This is a genomic window from Pseudomonas sp. B8(2017), assembly GCF_002113575.1.
GTDB lineage: Bacteria > Pseudomonadota > Gammaproteobacteria > Pseudomonadales > Pseudomonadaceae > Aquipseudomonas > Aquipseudomonas putida_Z.
In genome coordinates this window covers 25,584-47,952 of record NZ_NEIO01000025.1, presented here as the reverse complement: position 1 = coordinate 47,952, position 22,369 = coordinate 25,584, and the positions used below count along the sequence as shown (strand labels likewise).

Below are 22,369 nucleotides of genomic sequence, written 5' to 3'. Positions count from 1 at the left end.
CAATGGCTTGCGCAAGGCGAGGCGTACGATGAGCAAAGAAGTACTGCTGGTTGTTGAATCGGTATCCAACGAAAAAGGTGTACCGCCCGGCGTCATTTTCGAAGCGCTGGAAGTGGCACTGGCCACTGCAACCAAAAAACGTTTTGAGGACGAAGTCGACCTGCGTGTGGAAATCAACCGCCACACCGGTAGCTACGAGACCTTCCGTCGCTGGACCGTGGTCGACGAAGCCGATCTTGATGATCCGGCGATCGAGACCTGGTTGAGCAAGATTCACGAAACCCACCCTGAAGCCAAGGTCGGTGACGTGATCGAAGAGAAGATCGAGTCCATCGAGTTCGGTCGTATCGCCGCCCAGACCGCCAAGCAGGTCATCGTGCAGAAGGTCCGTGAGGCCGAGCGTGCCCAGGTGGTCGATGCCTACCGCGAGCGCGTTGGCGAGATCATCTCCGGTACCGTCAAAAAGGTTACCCGCGACAACGTCATCGTTGACCTGGGCAACAACGCAGAGGCCCTGCTGGCCCGCGAAGACATCATTCCGCGTGAGACCTTCCGTGTTGGCGTGCGCCTGCGTGCGCTGCTCAAGGAAATTCGCACCGAGAACCGTGGCCCTCAGCTGATCCTGTCGCGCACCGCGCCACAGATGCTGATTGAGCTTTTCCGCATCGAAGTGCCGGAAATTGCCGAAGGCCTCATCGAAGTCATGGCTGCCTCCCGTGATCCGGGTTCGCGAGCCAAGATCGCCGTCCGCTCCAAGGACAAGCGCATCGACCCGCAAGGCGCCTGCATCGGCATGCGTGGTTCGCGCGTCCAGGCCGTATCCGGGGAGCTGGGTGGTGAGCGTGTGGATATCGTCCTGTGGGACGATAACCCGGCGCAGTTTGTCATCAACGCCATGTCGCCGGCTGAAGTCGCGGCGATCATCGTTGATGAAGATGCCCATGCCATGGACATCGCCGTTGCCGAGGACAACCTGGCCCAGGCCATTGGTCGTGGCGGTCAGAACGTTCGCCTGGCCAGTCAGCTGACCGGCTGGACCCTGAACGTGATGACCGAGAAGGACATCCAGGCCAAGCAGCAGGCCGAAACCGGTGACATCCTGCGCAATTTCATCGATGAACTGGAAGTCGACGAGGAGCTGGCCCAAGTGCTGGTCGACGAAGGCTTCACCAGCCTCGAAGAAATTGCCTACGTACCGTTGGAAGAAATGCTCAACATCGATGGCTTTGACGAAGATATCGTCAACGAGCTCCGCGCTCGAGCCAAGGACCGTTTGTTGACCAAGGCCATCGCTACCGAAGAAAAACTGGCAGACGCCCATCCGGCTGACGACCTGCTCTCCCTCGAGGGCATGGACAAGGACCTGGCGGCGGAACTGGCGGTGCGCGGCGTGGTTAACCGCGAAGACCTGGCCGAGCAGTCGATCGACGATCTGCTCGACATCGACGGCATCGACGAAGAGCGTGCCGGCAAGTTGATCATGGCCGCCCGAGCCCACTGGTTCGAGTAATTAGGCGCGGCCTGAGGAGAGAAGTGCATGACGCAAGTCACGGTGAAAGAACTGGCCCAAGAGGTCGAGGCACCGGTAGAGCGCCTGCTGCAGCAGATGCGTGAGGCAGGTCTGCCGCACACCGACGCCGGTCAGGTAGTGACCGACAATGAGAAGCAGACCTTGCTGACTCATTTGAAGAGCAGCCACAAGAGCAAGGCGGAAGAACCGCGCAAGATTACCTTGCAGCGCAAAACCACCAGCACCCTGCGTGTCGCCGGTAGCAAGAGCATCAGCGTAGAAGTACGCAAGAAGAAAGTATTCGTGCAGCGCAGCCCGGAAGAAATCCAGGCTGAGCAGAAGCGTGAACTGGAAGAGCGCCGCGCGGCTGAAAACGCCGCTCGCGAGAAGGTCGAGGCCGAAGTTCGCCAGCGCAACGAAGAGCAGGCTCGCCGTCAGGCCGCCGATACCGCTGCTGCAGCCCCTGCGCCTGCCGCCAAGCCAGAGGCGGCGCCTGCCGCTGCCCCGGCCCCGGTAGTTGCCGATGCCCCGGCGTCCGAAGACGCCGCAGCCCGTGCTGCCGAGCGCAAGAAGGACGAAGCCCGTCGCAACGAAGGCCGCACCCGTGACGAAGACCGTCGTGGTGGCGAGCGTCGTGGCGAGGCCCCGCGCGTGTCGATCAAGGTCAAGGTCAAGGAGAAGGAAAAGGCTCCGACTCCTCGTGCCGCACCGCGCACCACCGATGAAGAGAGCGATGGCGTACGCCGTGGCCGCGGTGGCAAGAGCAAGCTGAAGAAGCGCAACCAGCACGGCTTCCAGAACCCGACCGGTCCAGTCATCCGTGACGTGACCATCGGCGAGACCATCACCGTCTCGGAACTGGCCCAACAGATGTCGGTCAAGGCCGCTGAAGTGGTCAAGTTCATGTTCAAGCTGGGTACCCCGGTCACCATCAACCAGGTGCTCGACCAGGAAACCGCTCAGCTGGTCGCCGAAGAACTGGGCCACAAAGTGACCCTGGTCAGCGATACCGCCCTGGAAGACTCCCTGGCCGAATCGCTGAAGTTCGAAGGTGAAGTCGAATCGCGTGCGCCGGTCGTTACCGTCATGGGTCACGTTGACCACGGCAAGACCTCGCTGCTCGACTACATCCGTCGTGCCAAGGTTGCCGCTGGCGAAGCCGGTGGTATTACCCAGCACATCGGTGCCTACCACGTGGAAACCGACCGCGGCATGGTCACCTTCCTCGATACCCCAGGCCACGCTGCGTTCACCGCAATGCGTGCCCGTGGTGCCAAGGCTACCGACATCGTCATCCTGGTGGTGGCGGCGGACGACGGCGTGATGCCGCAAACCCGCGAAGCCGTTCAGCATGCCAAGGCAGCTGGCGTTCCGCTGGTGGTTGCGGTGAACAAGATCGACAAGCCGGGTGCCGACATCGATCGCATCCGCAACGAGCTGGCCGTCGAAGGCGTGACCTCCGAGGACTGGGGTGGTGACACGCCGTTCGTCAAGGTTTCGGCGAAGATGGGTACCGGCGTCGACGAGCTGCTCGAAGCTGTCCTGCTGCAGGCCGAGATCCTCGAGCTGACCGCTACCCCGACCGCTCCAGGTCGTGGCGTGGTTGTCGAATCGCGTCTGGACAAGGGCCGTGGCCCGGTGGCTACCATCCTGGTTCAGGACGGTACCCTGCGTCAGGGCGACATGGTCCTGTGCGGTTCCAACTATGGCCGCGTGCGCGCCATGCTCGACGAGAACGGCAAGCCTGTGAAGGAAGCCGGCCCGTCGATCCCGGTCGAGATCCTCGGCCTGGACGGTACCCCGGAAGCCGGTGACGAGCTGTCCGTGGTTGCCGACGAGAAGAAGGCCCGTGAAGTTGCCCTGTTCCGTCAAGGCAAGTACCGCGAGGTCAAGCTGGCCCGTGCTCACGCCGGCAAGCTGGAAAACATCTTCGAGACCATGGGTCAGGAAGAGAAGAAGACCCTCAACATCGTCCTCAAGACCGACGTGCGTGGTTCCCTGGAAGCACTGCAGGGTTCGTTGTCGGGCCTGGGCAACGACGAAGTTCAGGTACGCGTGATCGGTGGCGGCGTCGGTGGTATCACCGAAAGCGACGCCAACCTGGCGCTGGCTTCGAATGCAGTACTGTTCGGCTTCAACGTGCGTGCCGATGCCGGCGCGCGCAAGATCGTCGAGCAGGAAGGTCTGGATATGCGTTACTACAACGTGATCTACGACATCATCGAAGACGTCAAGAAGGCCCTGACCGGCATGCTCGGCAGCGATGTTCGCGAGAACATCCTGGGTGTCGCCGAAGTACGTGACGTGTTCCGTTCGCCGAAGTTCGGCGCCATCGCTGGCTGTATGGTCATCGAGGGTACCGTGTACCGCAACCGTCCGATCCGCGTACTGCGCGAAGACGTTGTGATCTTCGAAGGCGAACTGGAGTCGCTGCGTCGCTTCAAGGACGACGCCTCCGAAGTGCGTAACGGCATGGAGTGCGGTATTGGCGTGAAGAGCTACAACGACGTCAAGGTCGGCGACAAGATCGAAGTCTTCGAGAAAGTCCAGGTTGCTCGTACCCTTTAAGGGTGAGCAGGGCGCCAGCCCCCGCCGCAGGGCGGTGGGCAGTGCCTCAGTAGGTAGCGCCCGGTCAGGCATCAGCCTGACCGGGCGTTTGCCGCTTTAAGTTACAGGTAGCAAGAATGGCCAAAGAATACAGCCGTACCCAACGTATCGGTGATCAGATGCAGCGCGAGCTGGCCGAGCTGATCCGCCGTGAAGTCAAGGACCCCCGCGTCGGTCTGGTCACCATCACCGCTGTGGATGTCAGCCGCGACCTAGGCCATGCCAAGGTCTTCATCACCGTCATGGGCGAAGAAACGCCAGACGCAGTGCAGCAGTCGCTCAAGGCCCTGAACAGCGCCGCCAGCTTCCTGCGCCTGCACCTGGGCCGCTCGATGCAGCTGCGCAGCGTGCCGCAACTGCATTTCCACTTCGACGAAAGCGTCAGCCGCGGTGTCCACCTGTCGGCACTGATCGAGCGCGCGGTCGCCGAAGACCGTCTGCACAAGGATGCCGACAAGCCGGACGCCGAGGAGTAAGCGGTGGCCCAGGTCAAACGTATCCGCCGCAACGTCAGCGGCATCATCCTGCTCGACAAGCCGCTGGGCTTCACCTCCAACGCTGCCCTGCAAAAGGTGCGCTGGCTGCTCAACGCGGAAAAGGCCGGCCACACCGGCAGCCTCGACCCGCTGGCAACCGGCGTGCTGCCGCTGTGCTTCGGCGAAGCGACCAAGTTTTCGCAGTACCTGCTCGATTCCGACAAGGGCTACGAAACGGTCATGCAGATGGGGCAGACTACCAACACCGGTGATGCCGAAGGTGAGGTGCTGCAGACCCGCGAGGTGACCGTTGGTCGCGCCGACATCGAGGCCCTGCTGCCGCGTTTTCGTGGCCAGATCAGCCAGATACCGCCGATGTACTCGGCGCTCAAGCGTGACGGCCAGCCGCTGTACAAGCTGGCACGTGCAGGAGAGGTAGTGGAGCGCGAGGCGCGTTCTGTTACTATTGGCCGCTTGGAGTTGCTCGAGTGCGAAGGCACCCGTGCACGGTTGAGCGTAGGATGCAGCAAAGGCACTTATATCCGCACTCTGGTGGAGGATATCGGCGAGGCCCTTGGCTGCGGCGCCTATGTCGCCGAGCTGCGCAGGACCCAGGCCGGGCCTTTCGCGCTGGCACAGACGGTCACCCTCGAGGAACTCGAACAGGCCCACGCCGAAGGCGGCAACGAAGCGCTCGACCGCTTCCTCATGCCCTCGGACAGCGGCCTGCAGGACTGGCCGCTGGTGTGCCTGTCCGAACACAGTGCGTTCTACTGGCTGCATGGGCAGGCGGTACGCGCGCCGGACGCGCCACAATTTGGCATGGTCCGGGTACAGGATCACAATGCACGCTTCATCGGTATCGGTGAAGTGAGCGAAGACGGGCGCATTGCGCCGCGTCGGCTGATTCGGTCGGAATGACCGAAACCGCGGGGCCAGGCAGTTGCCAGGCCCCACGGCACCAAGGGTGGCTGTCAGTAGGCACGGTCACACCTTTTTTATTAATACAGGGATTTGTCCCTGGCCTATTGGACCCCGCATGCGGGATCCGTTATCAGGAGAAGCCAAATGGCCCTCAGCGTTGAAGAAAAAGCTCAGATCGTTGCCGAATACCAGCAAGCCGCCGGCGATACCGGTAGCCCGGAAGTGCAGGTTGCTCTGCTGACCGCCAACATCAACAAGCTGCAAGGCCACTTCAAGGCCAACGACAAAGACCACCACTCCCGTCGTGGTCTGATTCGTATGGTCAACCAGCGTCGTAAGCTGCTGGACTACCTGAAGGGCAAAGACACCACTCGTTACAGCGCCCTGATCGGTCGCCTGGGTCTGCGTCGCTAATAGCGGCCTGGCCAGTGGTGTGCATGGCGTGTCGCAGGCTTCGGCAGGGCTGTTTTGCAGTGCTGCCGTTGGACACGCCACGCGTATCTCCGAGGTTGGCAGCCTGGCAATGCTGAGCGGATTTTCCGCTTGGTGCCAGGCTCCCAGCCTCGTGTTGTATCTGGACGGTCAATGGGGCCGATTCCCCGTTCTGCCCAAGAATTCGCAAGAAACCAGTTCCCCCAAGAGCCACTGAAAAAGGTAGGAAACCGTGAACCCGGTAATCAAGACTTTCCAGTTCGGTCAATCGACCGTTACTCTCGAAACGGGCCGTATTGCCCGTCAGGCAACCGGCGCCGTGCTGGTGACCGTCGACAACGACGTCACCGTGCTGGTGACTGTGGTAGGCGCCAAACAGGCCGATCCGGGCAAGGGCTTCTTCCCGCTGTCGGTCCACTACCAGGAAAAGACCTACGCCGCCGGCAAGATCCCGGGTGGCTTCTTCAAGCGTGAAGGCCGTCCTTCCGAGAAAGAGACCCTGACCTCGCGCCTGATCGACCGTCCGATCCGTCCGCTGTTCCCGGAAGGCTTCATGAACGAAGTGCAGGTCGTCTGCACCGTGGTTTCCACCAGCAAGAAGACCGACCCGGACATCGCTGCGATGATCGGTACCTCGGCTGCCCTGGCCATTTCCGGCATTCCGTTCGAAGGCCCGATCGGCGCCGCTCGCGTTGCCTTCCACGAAAGCACCGGCTACCTGCTGAACCCGACCTACGAGCAACTGGCTGCCTCGAGCCTGGACATGGTCGTAGCCGGTACCTCCGACGCTGTACTGATGGTTGAATCGGAAGCCAAAGAGCTGACCGAAGACCAGATGCTGGGCGCCGTACTGTTCGCCCACGACGAATTCCAGGCCGTGATCCAGGCCGTCAAGGAACTGGCCGCCGAAGCCGGCAAGCCGACCTGGGACTGGAAACCAGCCCCAGCCAACGTCGAGCTGATGAACCTGGTGCGTGGCGAGTTCGGCGAAGCCGTTTCGCAGGCCTACACCATCACCCAGAAGGCTGACCGTTACAACCGCCTGGGCCAGCTGCGCGACGAGGCTGTTGCCCGTCTGAGCAACGAAGAGACCGGCCCTTCCGCCGGCGCCATCAAGGACATCTTCGGCGAGCTGGAATACCGCACCGTCCGCGAGAACATCGTCAACGGCAAACCGCGTATCGACGGCCGTGACACCCGCACTGTCCGCCCGCTGAACATCGAAGTCGGCGTATTGCCGAAGACCCACGGTTCGGCACTGTTCACCCGTGGCGAAACCCAGGCCCTGGTCGTCGCGACCCTGGGTACTGCCCGTGACGCCCAGCTGCTGGACACCCTGGAAGGCGAGAAGAAAGACCCGTTCATGCTGCACTACAACTTCCCGCCATTCTCGGTGGGTGAGTGCGGCCGCATGGGCGGCGCCGGCCGTCGTGAAATCGGCCACGGCCGCCTGGCCCGTCGTGGCGTGCAGGCCATGCTGCCGAGCGACAGCGACTTCCCGTACACCATCCGCGTGGTATCGGAAATCACCGAATCCAACGGTTCCAGCTCCATGGCTTCGGTCTGTGGTGCTTCCCTGGCCCTGATGGACGCCGGTGTACCGATGAAGGCTCCGGTTGCCGGTATCGCCATGGGCCTGGTCAAGGAAGGTGACAAGTTCGCCGTCCTGACCGACATCCTGGGTGACGAAGACCACCTGGGCGATATGGACTTCAAGGTAGCCGGTACCGCCAAGGGTGTTACTGCGCTGCAGATGGACATCAAGATCAACGGCATCACCGAAGAGATCATGGAAATCGCCCTGGGCCAAGCCCTGGAAGCGCGCCTGAACATCCTCGGCCAGATGAACCAGATCATCGCCCAGTCGCGTAGCGAGCTGTCGGCCAACGCCCCGACCATGATCGCGATGAAGATCGACACCGACAAGATCCGTGACGTCATCGGTAAAGGTGGCGCCACCATTCGCGCCATCTGCGAAGAGACCAAGGCTTCGATCGACATCGAAGACGACGGCTCGATCAAGATCTTCGGCGAAACCAAGGAAGCGGCAGAGGCTGCCAAGCAGCGCATCCTGGGCATCACCGCCGAGGCCGAGATCGGCAAGATCTACGTCGGCAAGGTCGAGCGCATCGTCGACTTCGGTGCCTTCGTCAACATCCTGCCTGGCAAGGACGGCCTGGTGCACATCTCCATGCTGAGCGATGCTCGCGTCGAGAAAGTCACCGACATCCTGAAAGAAGGCCAGGAAGTCGAAGTACTGGTACTGGACGTGGACAACCGCGGCCGTATCAAGCTGTCGATCAAGGACGTTGCCGCGGCCAAGGCCTCGGGCGTCTAAGCGACTGCCACGCAACAGGAAAAGGGCCCTTCGGGGCCCTTTTTTCATGGGCGAAAGGGAACCTTTTGCGGACTTGCATCTTGCATGCAGGTTTACCGTGCAGATTGCAAAATGCACGACGACCGGAATGCTGGTTTTTCGCTAACTTATTGATTTTAAAGGAAACAAGCGAAGCGGAAAATCTGGCACAGCGCGTGCAACTACCTTCATATCTGACGCCAGGACATACGGCGCAGACCTTTCGAAAAACAGGAGTGACTCACATGAAGAAGTTCGCCATTGCTGCCGCTACTGCTACCGCCCTGACCCTGACCATGGCTAACGGCGCGTTCGCTGCAGAGCCAACCCAGGCTCCAGTCATGTTGGCCGCCAATACCGTGGACAACGCCAAGCAGGAAGGTTCTGACACCTGGATCACCACCAAAGTGAAAGCGGACCTGCTGACTGAAAAAGGTATTCCAGGCAGCGACATCAAAGTCGAGACCAGCCAAGGTGTCGTCTCGCTGTCGTCTGACGTGGCGGTGACTCAGTCCCAGAAAGAAGAAGCTGTACGTATTACCAAGAACATCAAAGGCGTCAAGAGTGTGATGTCGGACGGCCTGAAAGCCGAATAAGGAATGTCCCGTCGGCCAAAAGGATTTGGCCACCTTCGCTCCGAGCCCCGGCTATTTGCCGGGGCTTTTCATTGGTGGCTAGTACACCGGATTACGCGCAATCACATCACTCTCGAAGCATTCCTGCTCGACGATCAGCGGCTCGACCAACGGCCGGCTATCGCGAAAGTGCGCAGTCTGCGTATGCGCGTCATACGCCGCATCATCGCGGTAGATCTCGTACAGGTAGATGACCTCCGGCTCGACCCGGTCCTGCGACACATCGAACACCAGACAGCCAGGTTCGTTGGCAACGGAAGCCGCGGCATTGACCTTGATCGCAGTCAGAAATTCATCGGCGTAACCGGGCTTCACTCGGGTCTTGATGAACAGGCTATACACAAGGCTCTCCTTTTGTTTTAAATTCTATTGTGAATTGTATACAAAAATGGAGCCTCGCCAATGTCCGAATTGCCTGCACGCCCTGGCCGCCTGAACGGCCTGCGTCATATTGCCTTGTTGGTACCCAACCTGGAGGAGTGTGAACGCTTCTACGTCGATGTGCTGGGCATGGAAGTGCTGAACCGCGCCAACGAAGACCTGGTGTATCTCACTTGTGGTAACGACAACCTGTCGCTGGGGCGTGGGGCAGGGGCGGCCAATGGGTTGCAGACCCTGGACCACTATGGGTTCATCGTCGATAGCGTGGAGGAGCTGGAAGCCTGGTACCAGTACTTCAAGGCGCACGGCGTGACCTTGCTGGACCGGCCGTTCAACCATGGTGACGGGGCGCGCAGCTTCCACCTGTTGGACCCGGCAGGGAACAAGGTGCAGCCGTTGTACCATCCGGCGGTGTCGGGGCAGCGTTTGGTGTGAAGCCTGTACCGGCCTCTTCGCGGGCTTGCCCGCTCCCACAGGTACTGCACAGGCCTTGAACTGTGTGCGGTCCCTGTGGGAGCGGGCAAGCCCGCGAAGAGGCCAGACCTGCTAGTAGAAGTTACTCGGCATCCAGATGCATCGGCGTCACCACCCGCCCATCGCTCTCGGCCTGGCCCAGGTTGGTATCGATGAAGTACACCCGGTCATCTTCCAGCTGGCCTTTGTCCACCAGGTAATCCTTGATGCTGCTGGCCCGCTCCTGGCCCAGCGTGCGCAGTAGCGCAGTACTCTCGGCCCAGGACTTGATCACCGCCTCGCGCAGCTTGGCGGTGCGCTCGTCGCGGCCCAGTTGCTCCCATTCGGCAGGCGGCTGCTGCTTCAGGCGGTTACGGTAGATGCCTTCGAGCATCGCCGGTTTGTCACTGTCGTCGACCACCAGCATCGAGGCATTGGCCGGCACCTTGTCACCGCGACGCTGCAGGATCTTGTACCAGGTGGCCTGGTACTCGCGCTCCAGGCGCTGCTGGGCGATCAGCGGGCCATCGCTGGCCTGGGCGCTGGTGCCTTCGATTTCCAGGCGCAGTTCCGGGCGTTCCTTCAGGGCCGACGCCAGCTTGTCCAGCGATGCCTGGGCGTCGCTACCGAGCTCGCTGGAGCCCGGGGCGAAGGCCACGTTGCCCAGGTCTTCCGAACCACCGCCGGCAACCAGCCCGCCAATGAACTTGAACGGTGCCTGCGCCGCACGCAACACCAGGTTGCGCAGGGTTTGCCAGACGATCGGCATCACGCTGAACTGCGGGTTGTTGAGGTCGCCCGACACCGGCAGCTCGATCGAGATCTTGCCTTCGGTGTCCTTCAGCAACGCAACCGCCAGGCGGATCGGCAGGTCCACGGCGTCCGGGCTGTCGACCTTCTCGCCCAACTGCAGCTGCTCTACCACCACCTTGTTTTCGGCCTTCAGCTGGCCATTGGTGATCAGGTAGTGCAGGTCGAGGTTGAGCCGGCCCTTGCGGATGCGGAAGCCGGCGAACTTGCCGGAGTAGGGGGTGAGTGTGGTCAGCTCGACCCGCTTGAAGCTGGTGGCGATGTCCAGGCTGGCCAGCGGGTTGAACGGGTTGAGGGCGCCTTTGATGGTGACCGGCGCGTAGCGGTCGACCTTGCCCTTGACGTCGACCTTGGCCGGCACCGGCTTGCGGTTGTCGATGGTGCCGATCCGGCCGTTGAGCTGCTGGATGGCCGTGGCGAAGTTGGGGGTGAGGGACAGGTCGGCGAAGTTGGCCGAGCCGTCGTTGATGTCGATCTGGCCGATGTGGATGCCCAGCGGCTTGTCGTTGCTGGCAGCGGCCGGCTTGGCCTGGCTGGTCGCCGGGGCGCCGGCCGGCTGCGGAATCAGCAGGTCGTTGATGTTGGTGGTGCGGTCCTCGTTGATGATGAAGCGCGCATAGGGTTGCAGCAGAGTCACCTTGTCGATCGACAGCGCATCGCCGTGCACGTAGGACAGGCCGTCGACGTTCACCTGCTGCCATTTGACGAAGTCACGGCTTTTGATGGTGTCGAGGGTGTGCAGCTGGCTGACCTGTGCCTTGCCGGTAACGCTGAAGGCCAGCGGTGCGGTGTTCTTCAGGTCGACCTTGAGGTCGCTGGCGAGCATGCCGCTGCGCAGCTCCAGCAGGATGAACGGGCTGATATAGGCCTGGGCCACTCGCAGGTCGATGTCGCGGGTGCTCACGTCCAGCTTGGCCCAGATGGGCGCCAGGTTGACCTGGCCGGCCGCCTGCAGTTTGCCTTGCTTGCCCACGCCGGTATCGAGCTTGAGGGTGAAGGGCGACTTGTTGAGGCTGTCGAAACCTTGCAGGTCGGCGTTGAGCGGGCCGACGTCAAGGGCTACCGGTTCCTTCTGGGTACGGTCTGCCAAGTGCACCAGGTAATTACGCAGTTGCACATCCTTGAGCAGCACCTGCCAGGGTTTGCTCGGCTCCTTGGCGGCTTGCTGTTCGGGCGTGGGTTCGGCGGCTGCCGGCTCGGCCTTTTCCTTCGGCGTGGCCTTGGCCGGCTGGCTGGCGAACAGCTTCTGCCAGTCGAGTTGGCCGTCCTTTTCCAGCGCAGCCCAGGTTTCCAGTTTTTCGCTGCGGATCTTGCCCACGGTGACCAGCTGCTTGACCAGGTCGACCGAGGTTTCGCTTACCTCCAGGCTGGCCAGGCGTGCCAGCGGCCGGCCATCCGGGGCCTTGATGGCAAACGGGGCGATGCGCACCGACGCGTTGTCCAGCAACAGTTCGGTCTGTTTGGCGAGGTTGAGCTTGTAGTGGGTGTCGAGGCTGACCACGCCCTCTTCCAGCACCAGTGGCACGGCATCGCGCACATAGGGCCAGAATGCCTTCATCTTGCCTTCGGTGATCTTCAGTGTGCCTTCAGAGGCGATCGGGGCCAGGCTCAGGGTACCTTTCCAGTCGATACGCCCGCCGTTGGGGCCGATGGCCACCAGGGTCATGTCGGCATTGTCGTTGGGCAGGGTGCTGAGGTTTTTCAGCTCCAGGTTCATGTTGTCGTAGAGGAACTCGATCGGCTCGCTCGGGCGCAGGTCCTCGAAGTGCAGGTAGCCGTCGCTGAGCTTGATGCTGCCGATGCGTAGCGGGAACGGGTCGCTGGGCGGCTCGTCAGGCTTGGCTTCGCTGGCTGGCAGTTTGAACAGGCGGGTCAGGTTGAGGGTACCGTCCTTGGCGAACAGTACTTCGTTGCGTGGTTTGACCAGTTCCACGGCGTCCAGGTGCAGGGCACCGCTCCACAGGCTGTCGAGCGAGAGGTTGGCGTACAGCCGGTCGAAGCCGACCTGCTCCTTGCCCGGCTCGCCGATCTGCAGGCCCCACAGCGTCAGCTCGAGGCTGAAGGGGTTGAGCTCGATCCGTTCGAGGTGGGCAGGCACGGTCGCGTACTGGGCCAACTGCTGGTTGGCGATGCGCAGCACGACACCGGGGAGAACGAGAAAGCCGAGAAGGCTGTAGAGGGCTACGAGGGCCAGCAGTGCGCCAGCGGCGCGAGTCAATCCTTTGTACATGTGTCGCTTCGTCTGTCTAAGCAGGAGAGCTTGGAGTATGGCACGTTAAATCAGTTCCGCTGAGGCGACCATTTGACCTCATTCGATACCCATGCGCCGTTTGGCCCGATGCGCCGAGCCGTCGCGCATCGCCCAGCGCAGTACTGGCGCGGTGCGTTGCAGCCCCAGGCGGATCATGCGCCGCTGCAACGGGCCGTGCTGCAGGCCGAGCATGGCCTGGGCCCAGCCCGGCAGCAGGTCGATGCCGGCGTGCAGCATCAGCTTGCCCACTGGCTGTGCCAGGCGGCTGGGGGCGGGGGCATCGAGCAGGATGCTGACCACCTCATGGCTGCGGGCGTCGCAGTGCAACTGCGGCCGCATGCGCTGCAGGTAGTCCTCGACTTGCTGGCACGAGCGCGGCACGTCGCGGGCGCCAAGGCGCTCGGCAATCAGCGCGATCTCTGCGTAGTAGGCATCCTGCTCGGCGCGCGCAAGGTGCGGGTTGCGGTAACGCAGGTGGGCGGCGAGGAAGCTGCTGACTTCCGCCACATGCACCCAGGTCAGCAGGTCCGGGTCGCTGGCCGCATATGGGCGGCCATCCGGCGCAGTGCCGGTCACCTGCAGGTGGATGGTGCGCACCTTGTCGATCAGCCACTCGGCATCGCGGGTGGCGCCGAAGGTGGTGCCGGAGATGAATTGGCTGGTGCGGCGCAGGCGGCCGAGCAGGTCTTCACGGAAGTTGGAATGGTCCCACACCCCGGCCAGGGCCAGCGGGTGCAGCAATTGCAGCATGAGGGCGCTGATGCCACCGACCAGCATGCTCGGGAAGTCGCCATGTACCCGCCAGCTGATACTGTGCGGGCCGAACAGGCCGGGGTCGCCCTTGGGCGATTCCAGATCGAGCTGGCCGAGGGCCAGCCCGGTAAGGCTCATGACCTGGGTTTCGATGCGGCGGCGAAGGGCTTCCATGGCGACCTGTGGTTCAGGGCGGCCATGAACAGCGGCCGCCGGTTACTGGTTGAGGCGTTTGTCGATCAGGCCCTGCACCACGCTTGGGTCGGCCAGGGTCGAGGTATCGCCCAGGTTGTCGAGTTCGTTGCAGGCGATCTTGCGCAGTATACGCCGCATGATCTTGCCTGAGCGCGTCTTGGGCAGCGCCGGGGCCCACTGGATCAGCTCGGGCTTGGCGAAACTGCCGATTTCCTTGCTGACCAGGGCCAGCAACTCGGCCTTGAGCGCGTCGTCCGGCGTTACGCCATTCATGGGCGTGACGAAGGCATAAACACCTTGGCCCTTCAGGTCGTGGGGGTAACCGACCACCGCCGCTTCGGCGACGCTGTCATGCAGCACCAGCGCGCTTTCCACTTCGGCGGTACCGATACGGTGGCCGGAAACGTTGATCACGTCATCGATACGCCCGGTGATCCAGTAGTCACCATCGGCATCGCGGCGGGCACCGTCGCCGGTGAAGTAATAGCCGGGCATCGGCTTGAAGTAGGTGTCGACCATGCGCTGATGGTCGCCATAGACGCTACGGATCTGCCCGGGCCAGCTGGCCTTGATCACCAGCAGGCCGGCACCGGGGCCTTCGATGAGCTTGCCCTTTTCGTCCAGCAGCACTGGTTGTACGCCGAACATGGGCTGGGTGGCACAGCCGGGCTTGAGCGACTGCGAGCCGGGCAACGGGGTGAGCATGATGCCGCCGGTTTCGGTCTGCCACCAGGTATCGACGATGGGGCAGCGCTTTTGCCCGACTTCCTCGAAATACCACTCCCAGGCTTCGGGGTTGATCGGCTCGCCGACGCTGCCCAGCAGGCGCAGGCTCTGGCGTGAAGTGTTTTGCAGCGGCGCGGAGCCTTCGCGCATCAGCGCGCGCAGGGCAGTCGGGGCGGTGTAGAAGATGTTCACCTGGTGCTTGTCCACCACTTGCCAGAAGCGCGAGGTGTCCGGGTAGTTGGGTACGCCTTCGAACATCAGCGAGATCGCGCCATTGGCCAGCGGGCCATAGACGATGTAGCTGTGGCCGGTGACCCAGCCGACATCGGCGGTGCACCAGAACACCTCGCCGTCACGGTAGTCGAACACCATCTTGAAGGTGAGGGTGGCCTGTAGCAGGTAGCCGCCGGTAGTGTGCAGCACGCCCTTGGGTTTGCCGGTGCTGCCGGAGGTGTAGAGGATGAACAGCGGATCTTCGGCGCCCATCGGCTCGGGAGCGCAGTCGTCGCCGGCCTTTTCCGTTGCCTCGTGGTACCAGAGGTCACGGCCTTCGGCCCAGGCGACATCGCCGCCGGTGCGGCGCACCACGAATACACTGCTGACCGCGGGGCAGCTGGCCAGGGCCTTGTCGACGTTCTGTTTCAGCGGGATGCGTTTGCCGCCGCGCACGCCTTCATCGGCGGTGATCACCGTACGGCAGTCGGCATCGAGGATACGGTCGCGCAGGGCATCGGGCGAGAAGCCGCCGAACACCACCGAGTGGATGGCACCGATGCGGGTGCAGGCAAGCATGGCGAAGGCGGCCTCGGGGATCATCGGCATGTAGATGCACACCCGGTCGCCTTTCTTCACCCCGCGTGCTTTCAGCGCATTGGCCAGGCGGCAGACCTGGCGGTGCAGTTCGCGGTAGGTGATGGCCTTGGAATCCTTGGGGTCGTCGCCTTCCCACAGCAGGGCGGTCTGTTCGCCGCGTCGGGCCAGGTGGCGGTCGATGCAGTTGTAGCTGACGTTGAGCTGGGCGCCGTCGAACCAGCGGGCGCTGCCGGTCCTCAGGTCGCATTGCTGCACGCTCGACCAGGGTTTTATCCAGTCCAGGCGTTTGGCCTGTTCGGCCCAGAAGGTGTCGGGGTCATCCACCGACTGGCGGTAGAGGCGGCGGTACTCGTCGGGGGTGAGGGCGGCGGACTGGCTGACGGCCAGGGCCTGGGGGTAGTTGCGGATATCGAACATGGCGGGTGGTCCTGCTCTTGTAAGGGGCGATGGACTGCAACGGCTATTCGATAGGACAGTGTAGCCAGAGGTGATGTTCCTTGAGGGTAGACTCGGTCCCTGTAGGAGCGGCCTTGTGTCGCGATGGGCCGCAGAGCGGCCCCGGGATCTCAGCGCTGGCGCATCAATTGTTGGGGCCGCTCTGCGGCCCATCGCGGCACAAGGCCGCTCCTACACGGAGCGACCGTGTGACGGCTTTGGGATCAACCGCGGTGACGGCCGCGGAAGTAGTTGATCAGGCCTTGGGTAGAGCCATCTTCGGCGCTGTCTTCCAGGCTGCCGACCAGGCGTTGGTAAACGCCCTTGCCCAGCTCCTTGCCCAGCTCCACGCCCCACTGGTCGAAGGCGTTGATGCCCCAGATCACGCTCTGTACGAAGACCTTGTGCTCGTACATCGCCACCAGCGCGCCCAGGCGGCGCGGGCTGATGCGCTCCACCACCAGGGTATTGCTCGGGCGGTTGCCCGGGATCACCTTGTGCGGGGCCAGCTTTTCGATGTCCGCTTCGTTCAGGCCCTTGCCACGCAGCTCGGCTTCGGCTTCCTCGCGGGTCTTGCCCAGCATCAGCGCCTGGCTCTGCGACAGGCAGTTGGCGTACAGCCACTGGTGATGGTCGGCCACCGGGTTGAAGCTCACCACCGGCACGATGAAGTCGGCCGGAATCAGCTGGGTGCCCTGGTGCAGCAACTGGTGGTAGGCATGCTGGCCGTTGCAGCCGACGCCGCCCCAGATCACCGGGCCGGTGTCGGTTTTCACCGGGGTGCCGTCCTGCAGCACGCTCTTGCCGTTGGACTCCATGTCCAGCTGTTGCAGGTGCTTGGTGATGTTGCGCAGGTAGTGGTCGTACGGCAGGATCGCGTGGCTCTGGGCGCCCCAGAAGTTGCCGTACCACACGCCCAGCAGGGCCAGCAGTACCGGCATGTTCTTTTCGAACGGTGCGGTCTGGAAGTGCTGGTCCATGGTGTAGGCGCCGGACAGCAGTTCCTTGAAGTTGGCGGTACCGATGGCCAGGGCGATCGGCAGGCCGATGGCCGACCACAGCGAGTAGCGCCCGCCCACCCAGTCCCACATCGGGAAGATGTTTTCTTCGCGGATGCCGAAGGCCACGGCGGCGGCCTTGTTGCTGGAAACGGCGATGAAGTGGCGGTACAGCTCGGCTTCCGAGCCGCCCTGGGCCAGATACCAGGTACGCGCGGCCATGGCGTTCTTCAGGGTCTCGAGGGTGTTGAACGACTTCGACGAGACGATGAACAGGGTGGTTTCGGCGCGCAGGTTGGCCGACAGCTCGTGGAACTCACTGCCATCGATGTTCGCCAGGTAGTGGCAGCGCACACCGCGCTGGGCGTAGGGCAGCAGCGCCTCGGAGACCAGCTCGGGGCCGAGGAACGAGCCACCGATGCCGATGTTGACCACGTCGGTGATCGGTTTTTCGCTGTAGCCGCGCCACAGGCCGTCGTGGATGCGGCCGACCAGTTCGGTGATCTGGTTGAGCACCTTGTGCACTTCCGGCATGACGTTCACGCCGTTGACGCTGAGCTTGTCGCCCACCGGCCGGCGCAGGGCGGTGTGCAGCACCGGGCGGCCTTCGGAGGCGTTGATGATTTCGCCACTGAACATCGACTTGATGGCGTCCTGCAGGCCCACTTCGTTGGCCAGGTTCACCAGCAGGTCGCGGCTTTGTTCGGTGATCAGGTTTTTCGAGTAGTCGAGGAACAGGCCGCAGGAGCTCAGGGAGAACTGGTCGAAGCGCTTGGCATCGGCGGCGAAGGCTTCGCGCATGCTGAAACCTTGCATGGCGTCGCGGTGTTGCTGGAGCGCCTGCCAGGCGGGCAGGGCCGTGACATCGTGGGGTGTACGGTAATACGCCATTGCGCGGGGTTCCCTTGGTGCGTGGTGAGACCTTGGACACGGCACTCATTGCCGGGTTCAGGCTGGCACCATTATAGGCAAAGGCCACTTGCAGGGAATGGGTATGGCGGGGGAATTTGGGGGAGGCAACTGTCTTGTATTGCCTGTACTGGCCTCATCGCCGGCAAGCCAGCTCCCACAGGAATAGCGCATGGCTCGAGGCCGATGCGGTCGGGGTGTGATTTGGGGGCGCTACCGGTACTGGCCTCACCGCTGGCAAGCCAGCTCCCGCAGGGATAGCGCATGGCTCGAGGCCGATGCGGTCGAGGTGGGAGCTGGCTTGCCGGCGAATGGGCTGCAAGGCAGCCCAAGGCCGTTACGCGGTCTTCTCTTCCAGATGCAGATACAGGTTGTCGATCAACCGTGTGTTACCCAGGTAAGCCGCCGCAATTACCACCAGGTCTCGATCATCGATCACTGCCGGGCGCAGGCTCACGGCATGACGCACTTCCAGGTAATCCGGCCGGAAACCAGCGGCGGTCAACTGCGCCTGGCCTTCGGCAACCAGCGCGGCAAAGTCCCGTTGGCCACGGCCGATGCCAGTAGCGATGTGCTGCAGCGTGCGGTACAACGCTGGCGCCGCAGCACGCTGCTCAGGCGTGAGGTAACCGTTGCGCGACGACAGCGCCAGGCCGTCCTCGGCCCGCACGGTGGGCTCGCCGATGATCTGGATCGGCATGTTCAGGTCGCGCACCATGGCACGGATCACCGCCAGCTGCTGGAAGTCCTTTTCACCGAACACGGCAAGGTCGGGCTGGACCATGTTGAACAGCTTGCTGACCACGGTGGCCACGCCTTCGAAATGCCCGGGCCGGCTGGCGCCGCACAGGCCTTCGGAAAGGTGGGGCACGCTGACGCGGGTTTGCACGCTCATGCCGTCGGGGTACATCTCTTCGACACTGGGCGCGAACAGCAGATTGCAGCCAGCCTGGAGCAGGCGCTCCTGGTCGGCGGCCAGGGTGCGAGGGTACTTGTCGAGGTCTTCGTTGGCGCCGAACTGCAGCGGGTTGACGAAGATGCTGGCGACCACGAAATCGGCGCGCTGCGCAGCCTTGGTCACCAGGGCTGCATGGCCGCTGTGCAGGTTGCCCATGGTCGGCACGAAGCCGATGCGCTTGCCTTCACCGCGGGCGCGGGCGACTGCGGCGCGCAGTTCGCGGACGGTCTTGACTGTATTCATGCACTGAACCCGTGTTCGCTGCCTGGGAAGCTGACTTGCTTGACCGCCTCGACGTAAGCGACGAGGGCGCTGTGGATATCCGGCTGGCCTTGCATGAAGTTCTTCACGAACTTCGGTACCCGGCCGCTCAGCGACAGCCCGAGCATGTCGTGCAGGACCAGTACCTGGCCATCGGTGCCGCTGCCGGCGCCAATGCCGATCACCGGGATGGATACGGCACTGGTGATTTCCGCCGCCAGTTCGCTGGGCACGCATTCGAGCAGCAGCATGGCTGCACCGGCCTGTTCCAGGGCGATGGCGTCGGCGCGCATCTGCCGGGCCTGGGCTTCATGGCGGCCCTGCACCTTGTAGCCGCCCAGCACGTTGACAGTCTGCGGGGTCAGGCCCATGTGCGCGCACACCGGCACGCCACGCTCGGCCAGCAGGCGGATGGTCTCGGCCAGCCAGGCAGCGCCTTCGATCTTGATCATGTGGGCGCCGGCCTGCATCAGCGTGGCGCTGTTGGCGAAGGCCTGCTCCGGGGTGGCGTGCGCCATGAACGGCAGGTCGGCGAGGATCAGCGCGCCGTCGTTGCCACGTTTGACGCTGGCGGTATGGTAGGCCATGTCCGCGGTGGTCACCGGCAGTGTGCTGTCGTGGCCTTGCAGGACCATGCCCAGCGAGTCGCCCACCAGCAACACTTCGACACCGGCCTGGCTGGCGGCCTTGGCGAAGGTCGCGTCGTAGCAGGTCAGCATGGTGATTTTTTCACCCTTGGCCTTGAGGCCATTGAGGGTGGTCAGGGTTACTTCAGGCATGTAGGAAATTCCTCGTTCAGGCGCTGTAAGAAACGACTGCATTCAACGCGTGTAGTCATCTTCCGGAGCGGCACATCATCGCGCGTGATGTTCGGGCACAGGTCCGTCCGGGCCTAAATACGGGTATGCGGCACTTTGGTGCCACACGGGACGCCTATAGTCGTGAGCGAGGTTGGGGAAGTCAATCACCCTGTTACCGCATTGTTACGATCAGGGTGTTACTGGCGTTACCGCGCCAGTGTGCAAGGCTGGAACGCCCGGTTTACAGGCGTTCCAGGCCGACGAACGGGCAGTCGTCGAGCAGTTGCGCGAGGGCGCGGCCGTCGGCCAGGCGGAAATCGCCCGGTACCAGTTCCGCCAGCGGGTACAGCACGAAAGGCCGAGCATGCATGTGGTAATGCGGCACTTTCAGGCGCGGCTCATCGAGTACCTGGTCGCCGAACAGCAGGATGTCCAAGTCCAGTGTGCGCGGGCCCCAACGTTCCTTGCGCACGCGGCCCTGATCGTTCTCGATGGCCTGCAGTGCATCGAGCAGGGCCAGCGGTGGCAGGGCAGTGTCCAGGGCGGCGACGGCGTTGGTATAGCGCGGCTGGCCGGGCAGCAGCGAATCGCTGGTGTACAGGGCCGAGGCCGCCACCAGGCGCGTGGCTTCGACCTGGTCGAGGGCCTGCAAGGCGCTGCGCAGCTGCTCGGCAGGTGCGTCCAGGTTGCTGCCCAGGCCGATATAGGCGCGGGTACTCACTCGAACGCCTCGTCGCCACTGCGCTTGCGCTTGCCACCGCTACGCTTGCGTTTGCGCGGGCCGGCGCCGGTGCCTTCGTCACGGCTGCCCAGCTCGCGGATCATCTCGCGGCGCTCGCTGTCGTTGGCATCCTGGTAGTCGGTCCACCACTGGCCGAGGTCGTCGGTTTCTTCCCCGGCGCTTTCGCGCAGCAGCAGGAAGTCGTAGCCGGCACGGAAGCGCGGGTTGTCCAGCAGCATGTCGGCGCGCTTGCCGCTGCGGCGTGGCAGGCGCTCCTGCATGTCCCAGATCTCGCGGATCGGCAGGGTGAAGCGCTTGGGGATGGCGATGCGTGCGCATTGCTCGGCGATCAGGTCGTGGGCCGCACCGTTCATGGCCGGGATCGGTGGCACGCCCTGGTTCTGCAGGTGCAGCACGCGGGCCGGCAGGGCTGGCCACAGCAGCGCGGCGAAGAGGAAGGCCGGGGTTACCGGTTTGCCTTGCTTCACGCGCAGGTCGGTGTTGTTCAGCGCCTGGCTGATCAGCGTGTGGGTGTAGGTCGGGCGCTCGTCCAGGGCATGCGAACTGGCCGGGAACAGCGGCTCGAACAACTGCAGGTCGACCAGCATCTCGAAGACGATGGCGCCCTGGCCGGAGAGGAACAGCTTGAGGCTCTCTTCGAACAGGCGCGCTGGCGGAATCTCGCGCAGCAGTGGGGCCAGCTCGCGGATCGGCTGGACCGTGTGCTTTTCGATGCCGAAGTCGAGCTTGGCGGCGAAACGCACCGCGCGCAGCATGCGCACCGGGTCTTCCTGGTAGCGGTGGGTAGGGTCACCGATCAGGCGCAGCAGGCGGTTGCGAATATCGTGCACGCCGTTGGCGTAGTCGAGGATGCGCTCGCTGACCGGGTCGTAGTACAGGGCGTTGATGGTGAAGTCGCGACGTTGCGCGTCCTCTTCCAGGGTGCCGTACACGTTGTCACGCAGGATGCGGCCACTGGCATTGTGCGACGAACGGTGGCTGTCGCCCTGGTCGTCTTCCGAGTGGTGGGCGCGGAAGGTGGCGACTTCGATGATCTCACGGCCGAAATGCACGTGGACCAGCTTGAAGCGGCGGCCAATGATGCGCGCGTTGCGGAACTCGGCACGGACCTGTTCGGGGGTGGCACTGGTGGCGACGTCGAAGTCTTTCGGCGTGATGCCCAGCATCAGGTCGCGGACACAGCCACCGACCAGGTAAGCCTGGTAACCGGCGCTCTGCAGGCGTTCCACGATGTTCACCGCATGGCGGCTGAACTGGTGGCGTTGCAGCGAGTGCTGGCTCTTGTTGATCACCTCAGGCGTGGTGCGCCTGTGGTGCGGGCCCGGTACGGGCGGGCGGAACGACTGGAACAGCTTCTTCAGCATGGGATGCACTGTTTGAAGGAATGTTCGGCCAAGAATAGGAGAATGGCCGCATGATGGGCGGGGATTCTAGCATTTACTCAAGGAATGGTGTAGGCGGGTAGCAGGATGCCTGCCGGAAGGGTAGAAACGACAAGGGGAGCCTAAGCTCCCCAAGAAGTCGTTGCGTGCTCTTATTGTTTTTTTGCTGGGCTTCTTGTTTTTGTTGAGTGCCCTGTCCACAAATCTCGAAGCTTGTGGACGACCCCCAATCCAGGGGTTAAGAGCAAACGGATTGCTTTGGTCGCTGATGTCACGTTGATCTGTCGATCCAACCAGTTCAGGCGCTGCTTTTTAGTGCAGTTTTTATTGTTCTCTGCCTGGTTGTGGGGCAAGCCCCAAACACGCATCCTCTCCAAAAGAATCAGTTAGCTGCGCCTCCGCCGTCTTGTTTTTATTGTGCGTGAGCCGTTTCGTCTTGTTCTTATTCTGAGTTGCAGTGCTTGTTATTGTTCTTGTACCAGACATATAGCAGGTGTCGTGCCAACTTTTGCAAACCCAGTAAAATCAAGGGGTTGGAGGTGGCGAGCAGTTTTTCAGCGGT

At 62.9% G+C, this 22,369-nt stretch carries 17 protein-coding genes; 8 read left to right on the top strand and 9 right to left on the bottom strand.

What is annotated here, in order from left to right; all coding sequences use genetic code 11:
• Positions 1-28: 28 nt before the first annotated feature.
• The 7 genes from nusA to CAG22_RS24480 all read left to right on the top strand — a co-directional run bounded on the left by nusA (position 29) and on the right by CAG22_RS24480 (position 8,901).
• A complete protein-coding gene (nusA, locus tag CAG22_RS24515) occupies positions 29-1,510 on the top strand; it encodes a transcription termination factor NusA (protein ID WP_003258062.1) in 1,482 nt (493 codons plus the stop codon).
• Positions 1,511-1,537: 27 nt separating this feature from the next.
• Positions 1,538-4,078, top strand: coding sequence for a translation initiation factor IF-2 (gene infB, locus CAG22_RS24510; RefSeq protein WP_075046424.1), 2,541 nt, complete (start codon positions 1,538-1,540; stop codon positions 4,076-4,078).
• A gap of 116 nt (positions 4,079-4,194) precedes the next feature.
• Positions 4,195-4,593 carry a 30S ribosome-binding factor RbfA gene (rbfA, locus tag CAG22_RS24505; RefSeq protein WP_025340699.1) on the top strand — a complete coding sequence of 133 codons (399 nt, stop codon included), beginning with the start codon at positions 4,195-4,197 and terminating at the stop codon, positions 4,591-4,593.
• 3 nt (positions 4,594-4,596) lie between these two features.
• Positions 4,597-5,514 carry a tRNA pseudouridine(55) synthase TruB gene (gene truB, locus CAG22_RS24500; RefSeq protein ID WP_013974284.1) on the top strand — a complete coding sequence of 306 codons (918 nt, stop codon included), beginning with the start codon at positions 4,597-4,599 and terminating at the stop codon, positions 5,512-5,514.
• Between the two features lie 147 nt (positions 5,515-5,661).
• Complete coding sequence (gene rpsO, locus CAG22_RS24495) at positions 5,662-5,931, top strand: 30S ribosomal protein S15 (protein ID WP_003249971.1); 270 nt, start codon at positions 5,662-5,664, stop codon at positions 5,929-5,931.
• A gap of 250 nt (positions 5,932-6,181) precedes the next feature.
• The gene (gene pnp, locus CAG22_RS24485) at positions 6,182-8,287 is read left to right on the top strand and encodes a polyribonucleotide nucleotidyltransferase (protein ID WP_085706351.1); all 2,106 of its coding nucleotides are present in this window, start codon (positions 6,182-6,184) and stop codon (positions 8,285-8,287) included.
• A gap of 263 nt (positions 8,288-8,550) precedes the next feature.
• Positions 8,551-8,901 carry a BON domain-containing protein gene (locus CAG22_RS24480; RefSeq protein ID WP_025340697.1) on the top strand — a complete coding sequence of 117 codons (351 nt, stop codon included), beginning with the start codon at positions 8,551-8,553 and terminating at the stop codon, positions 8,899-8,901.
• A 78-nt stretch (positions 8,902-8,979) separates the two neighbouring features.
• On the opposite strand, the gene CAG22_RS24475 is transcribed toward CAG22_RS24480, so the two are convergent.
• Complete coding sequence (locus CAG22_RS24475) at positions 8,980-9,282, bottom strand: putative quinol monooxygenase (RefSeq protein ID WP_085706350.1); 303 nt, start codon at positions 9,280-9,282, stop codon at positions 8,980-8,982.
• 60 nt (positions 9,283-9,342) lie between these two features.
• On the opposite strand from CAG22_RS24475, the gene CAG22_RS24470 reads away from it, so the two are divergent.
• The gene (locus CAG22_RS24470; RefSeq protein WP_010955354.1) at positions 9,343-9,756 is read left to right on the top strand and encodes a VOC family protein; all 414 of its coding nucleotides are present in this window, start codon (positions 9,343-9,345) and stop codon (positions 9,754-9,756) included.
• Between the two features lie 121 nt (positions 9,757-9,877).
• On the opposite strand, the gene CAG22_RS24465 is transcribed toward CAG22_RS24470, so the two are convergent.
• The 8 genes from CAG22_RS24465 to CAG22_RS24430 form a co-directional block, all read right to left on the bottom strand.
• On the bottom strand, positions 9,878-12,814 hold the full coding sequence (locus CAG22_RS24465) for a DUF748 domain-containing protein (protein ID WP_085706349.1): 2,937 nt from the start codon (positions 12,812-12,814) through the stop codon (positions 9,878-9,880).
• 78 nt (positions 12,815-12,892) lie between these two features.
• Entirely contained in the window at positions 12,893-13,762 is an 870-nt protein-coding gene (locus tag CAG22_RS24460; protein WP_085617914.1) for an oxygenase MpaB family protein, read from the bottom strand.
• A 42-nt stretch (positions 13,763-13,804) separates the two neighbouring features.
• Entirely contained in the window at positions 13,805-15,739 is a 1,935-nt protein-coding gene (gene acs, locus CAG22_RS24455; protein ID WP_085706348.1) for an acetate--CoA ligase, read from the bottom strand.
• A 242-nt stretch (positions 15,740-15,981) separates the two neighbouring features.
• The gene (gene pgi / locus CAG22_RS24450; RefSeq protein WP_025340692.1) at positions 15,982-17,646 is read right to left on the bottom strand and encodes a glucose-6-phosphate isomerase; all 1,665 of its coding nucleotides are present in this window, start codon (positions 17,644-17,646) and stop codon (positions 15,982-15,984) included.
• Positions 17,647-18,001: 355 nt separating this feature from the next.
• The gene (gene panC, locus CAG22_RS24445; protein WP_085706347.1) at positions 18,002-18,865 is read right to left on the bottom strand and encodes a pantoate--beta-alanine ligase; all 864 of its coding nucleotides are present in this window, start codon (positions 18,863-18,865) and stop codon (positions 18,002-18,004) included.
• Positions 18,862-19,662 (bottom strand): 3-methyl-2-oxobutanoate hydroxymethyltransferase, encoded by an 801-nt coding sequence (gene panB, locus CAG22_RS24440; RefSeq protein ID WP_075046418.1) that lies wholly within the window; start codon positions 19,660-19,662, stop codon positions 18,862-18,864. Before panB ends, panC begins: the two co-directional genes overlap by 4 nt.
• A 262-nt stretch (positions 19,663-19,924) precedes the next feature.
• Positions 19,925-20,404, bottom strand: coding sequence for a 2-amino-4-hydroxy-6-hydroxymethyldihydropteridine diphosphokinase (gene folK / locus CAG22_RS24435; protein WP_013974273.1), 480 nt, complete (start codon positions 20,402-20,404; stop codon positions 19,925-19,927).
• The gene (locus CAG22_RS24430) at positions 20,401-21,789 is read right to left on the bottom strand and encodes a polynucleotide adenylyltransferase PcnB (protein WP_015271847.1); all 1,389 of its coding nucleotides are present in this window, start codon (positions 21,787-21,789) and stop codon (positions 20,401-20,403) included. Before CAG22_RS24430 ends, folK begins: the two co-directional genes overlap by 4 nt.
• Positions 21,790-22,369: the final 580 nt, after the last annotated feature.

What these genes read in the sequence shown, in the direction of transcription:
- panC (WP_085706347.1), bottom strand. Translation starts at nt 18,865, where the DNA reads ATGAATACAGTCAAGACCGTCCGCGAACTGCGCGCCGCAGTCGCCCGC.
- infB (WP_075046424.1), top strand. Translation starts at nt 1,538, where the DNA reads ATGACGCAAGTCACGGTGAAAGAACTGGCCCAAGAGGTCGAGGCACCG.
- CAG22_RS24470 (WP_010955354.1), top strand. Translation starts at nt 9,343, where the DNA reads ATGTCCGAATTGCCTGCACGCCCTGGCCGCCTGAACGGCCTGCGTCAT.
- rbfA (WP_025340699.1), top strand. Translation starts at nt 4,195, where the DNA reads ATGGCCAAAGAATACAGCCGTACCCAACGTATCGGTGATCAGATGCAG.
- rpsO (WP_003249971.1), top strand. Translation starts at nt 5,662, where the DNA reads ATGGCCCTCAGCGTTGAAGAAAAAGCTCAGATCGTTGCCGAATACCAG.
- nusA (WP_003258062.1), top strand. Translation starts at nt 29, where the DNA reads ATGAGCAAAGAAGTACTGCTGGTTGTTGAATCGGTATCCAACGAAAAA.
- CAG22_RS24430 (WP_015271847.1), bottom strand. Translation starts at nt 21,789, where the DNA reads ATGCTGAAGAAGCTGTTCCAGTCGTTCCGCCCGCCCGTACCGGGCCCG.
- CAG22_RS24480 (WP_025340697.1), top strand. Translation starts at nt 8,551, where the DNA reads ATGAAGAAGTTCGCCATTGCTGCCGCTACTGCTACCGCCCTGACCCTG.
- pgi (WP_025340692.1), bottom strand. Translation starts at nt 17,646, where the DNA reads ATGGCGTATTACCGTACACCCCACGATGTCACGGCCCTGCCCGCCTGG.
- CAG22_RS24465 (WP_085706349.1), bottom strand. Translation starts at nt 12,814, where the DNA reads ATGTACAAAGGATTGACTCGCGCCGCTGGCGCACTGCTGGCCCTCGTA.
- panB (WP_075046418.1), bottom strand. Translation starts at nt 19,662, where the DNA reads ATGCCTGAAGTAACCCTGACCACCCTCAATGGCCTCAAGGCCAAGGGT.
- acs (WP_085706348.1), bottom strand. Translation starts at nt 15,739, where the DNA reads ATGTTCGATATCCGCAACTACCCCCAGGCCCTGGCCGTCAGCCAGTCC.
- CAG22_RS24460 (WP_085617914.1), bottom strand. Translation starts at nt 13,762, where the DNA reads ATGGAAGCCCTTCGCCGCCGCATCGAAACCCAGGTCATGAGCCTTACC.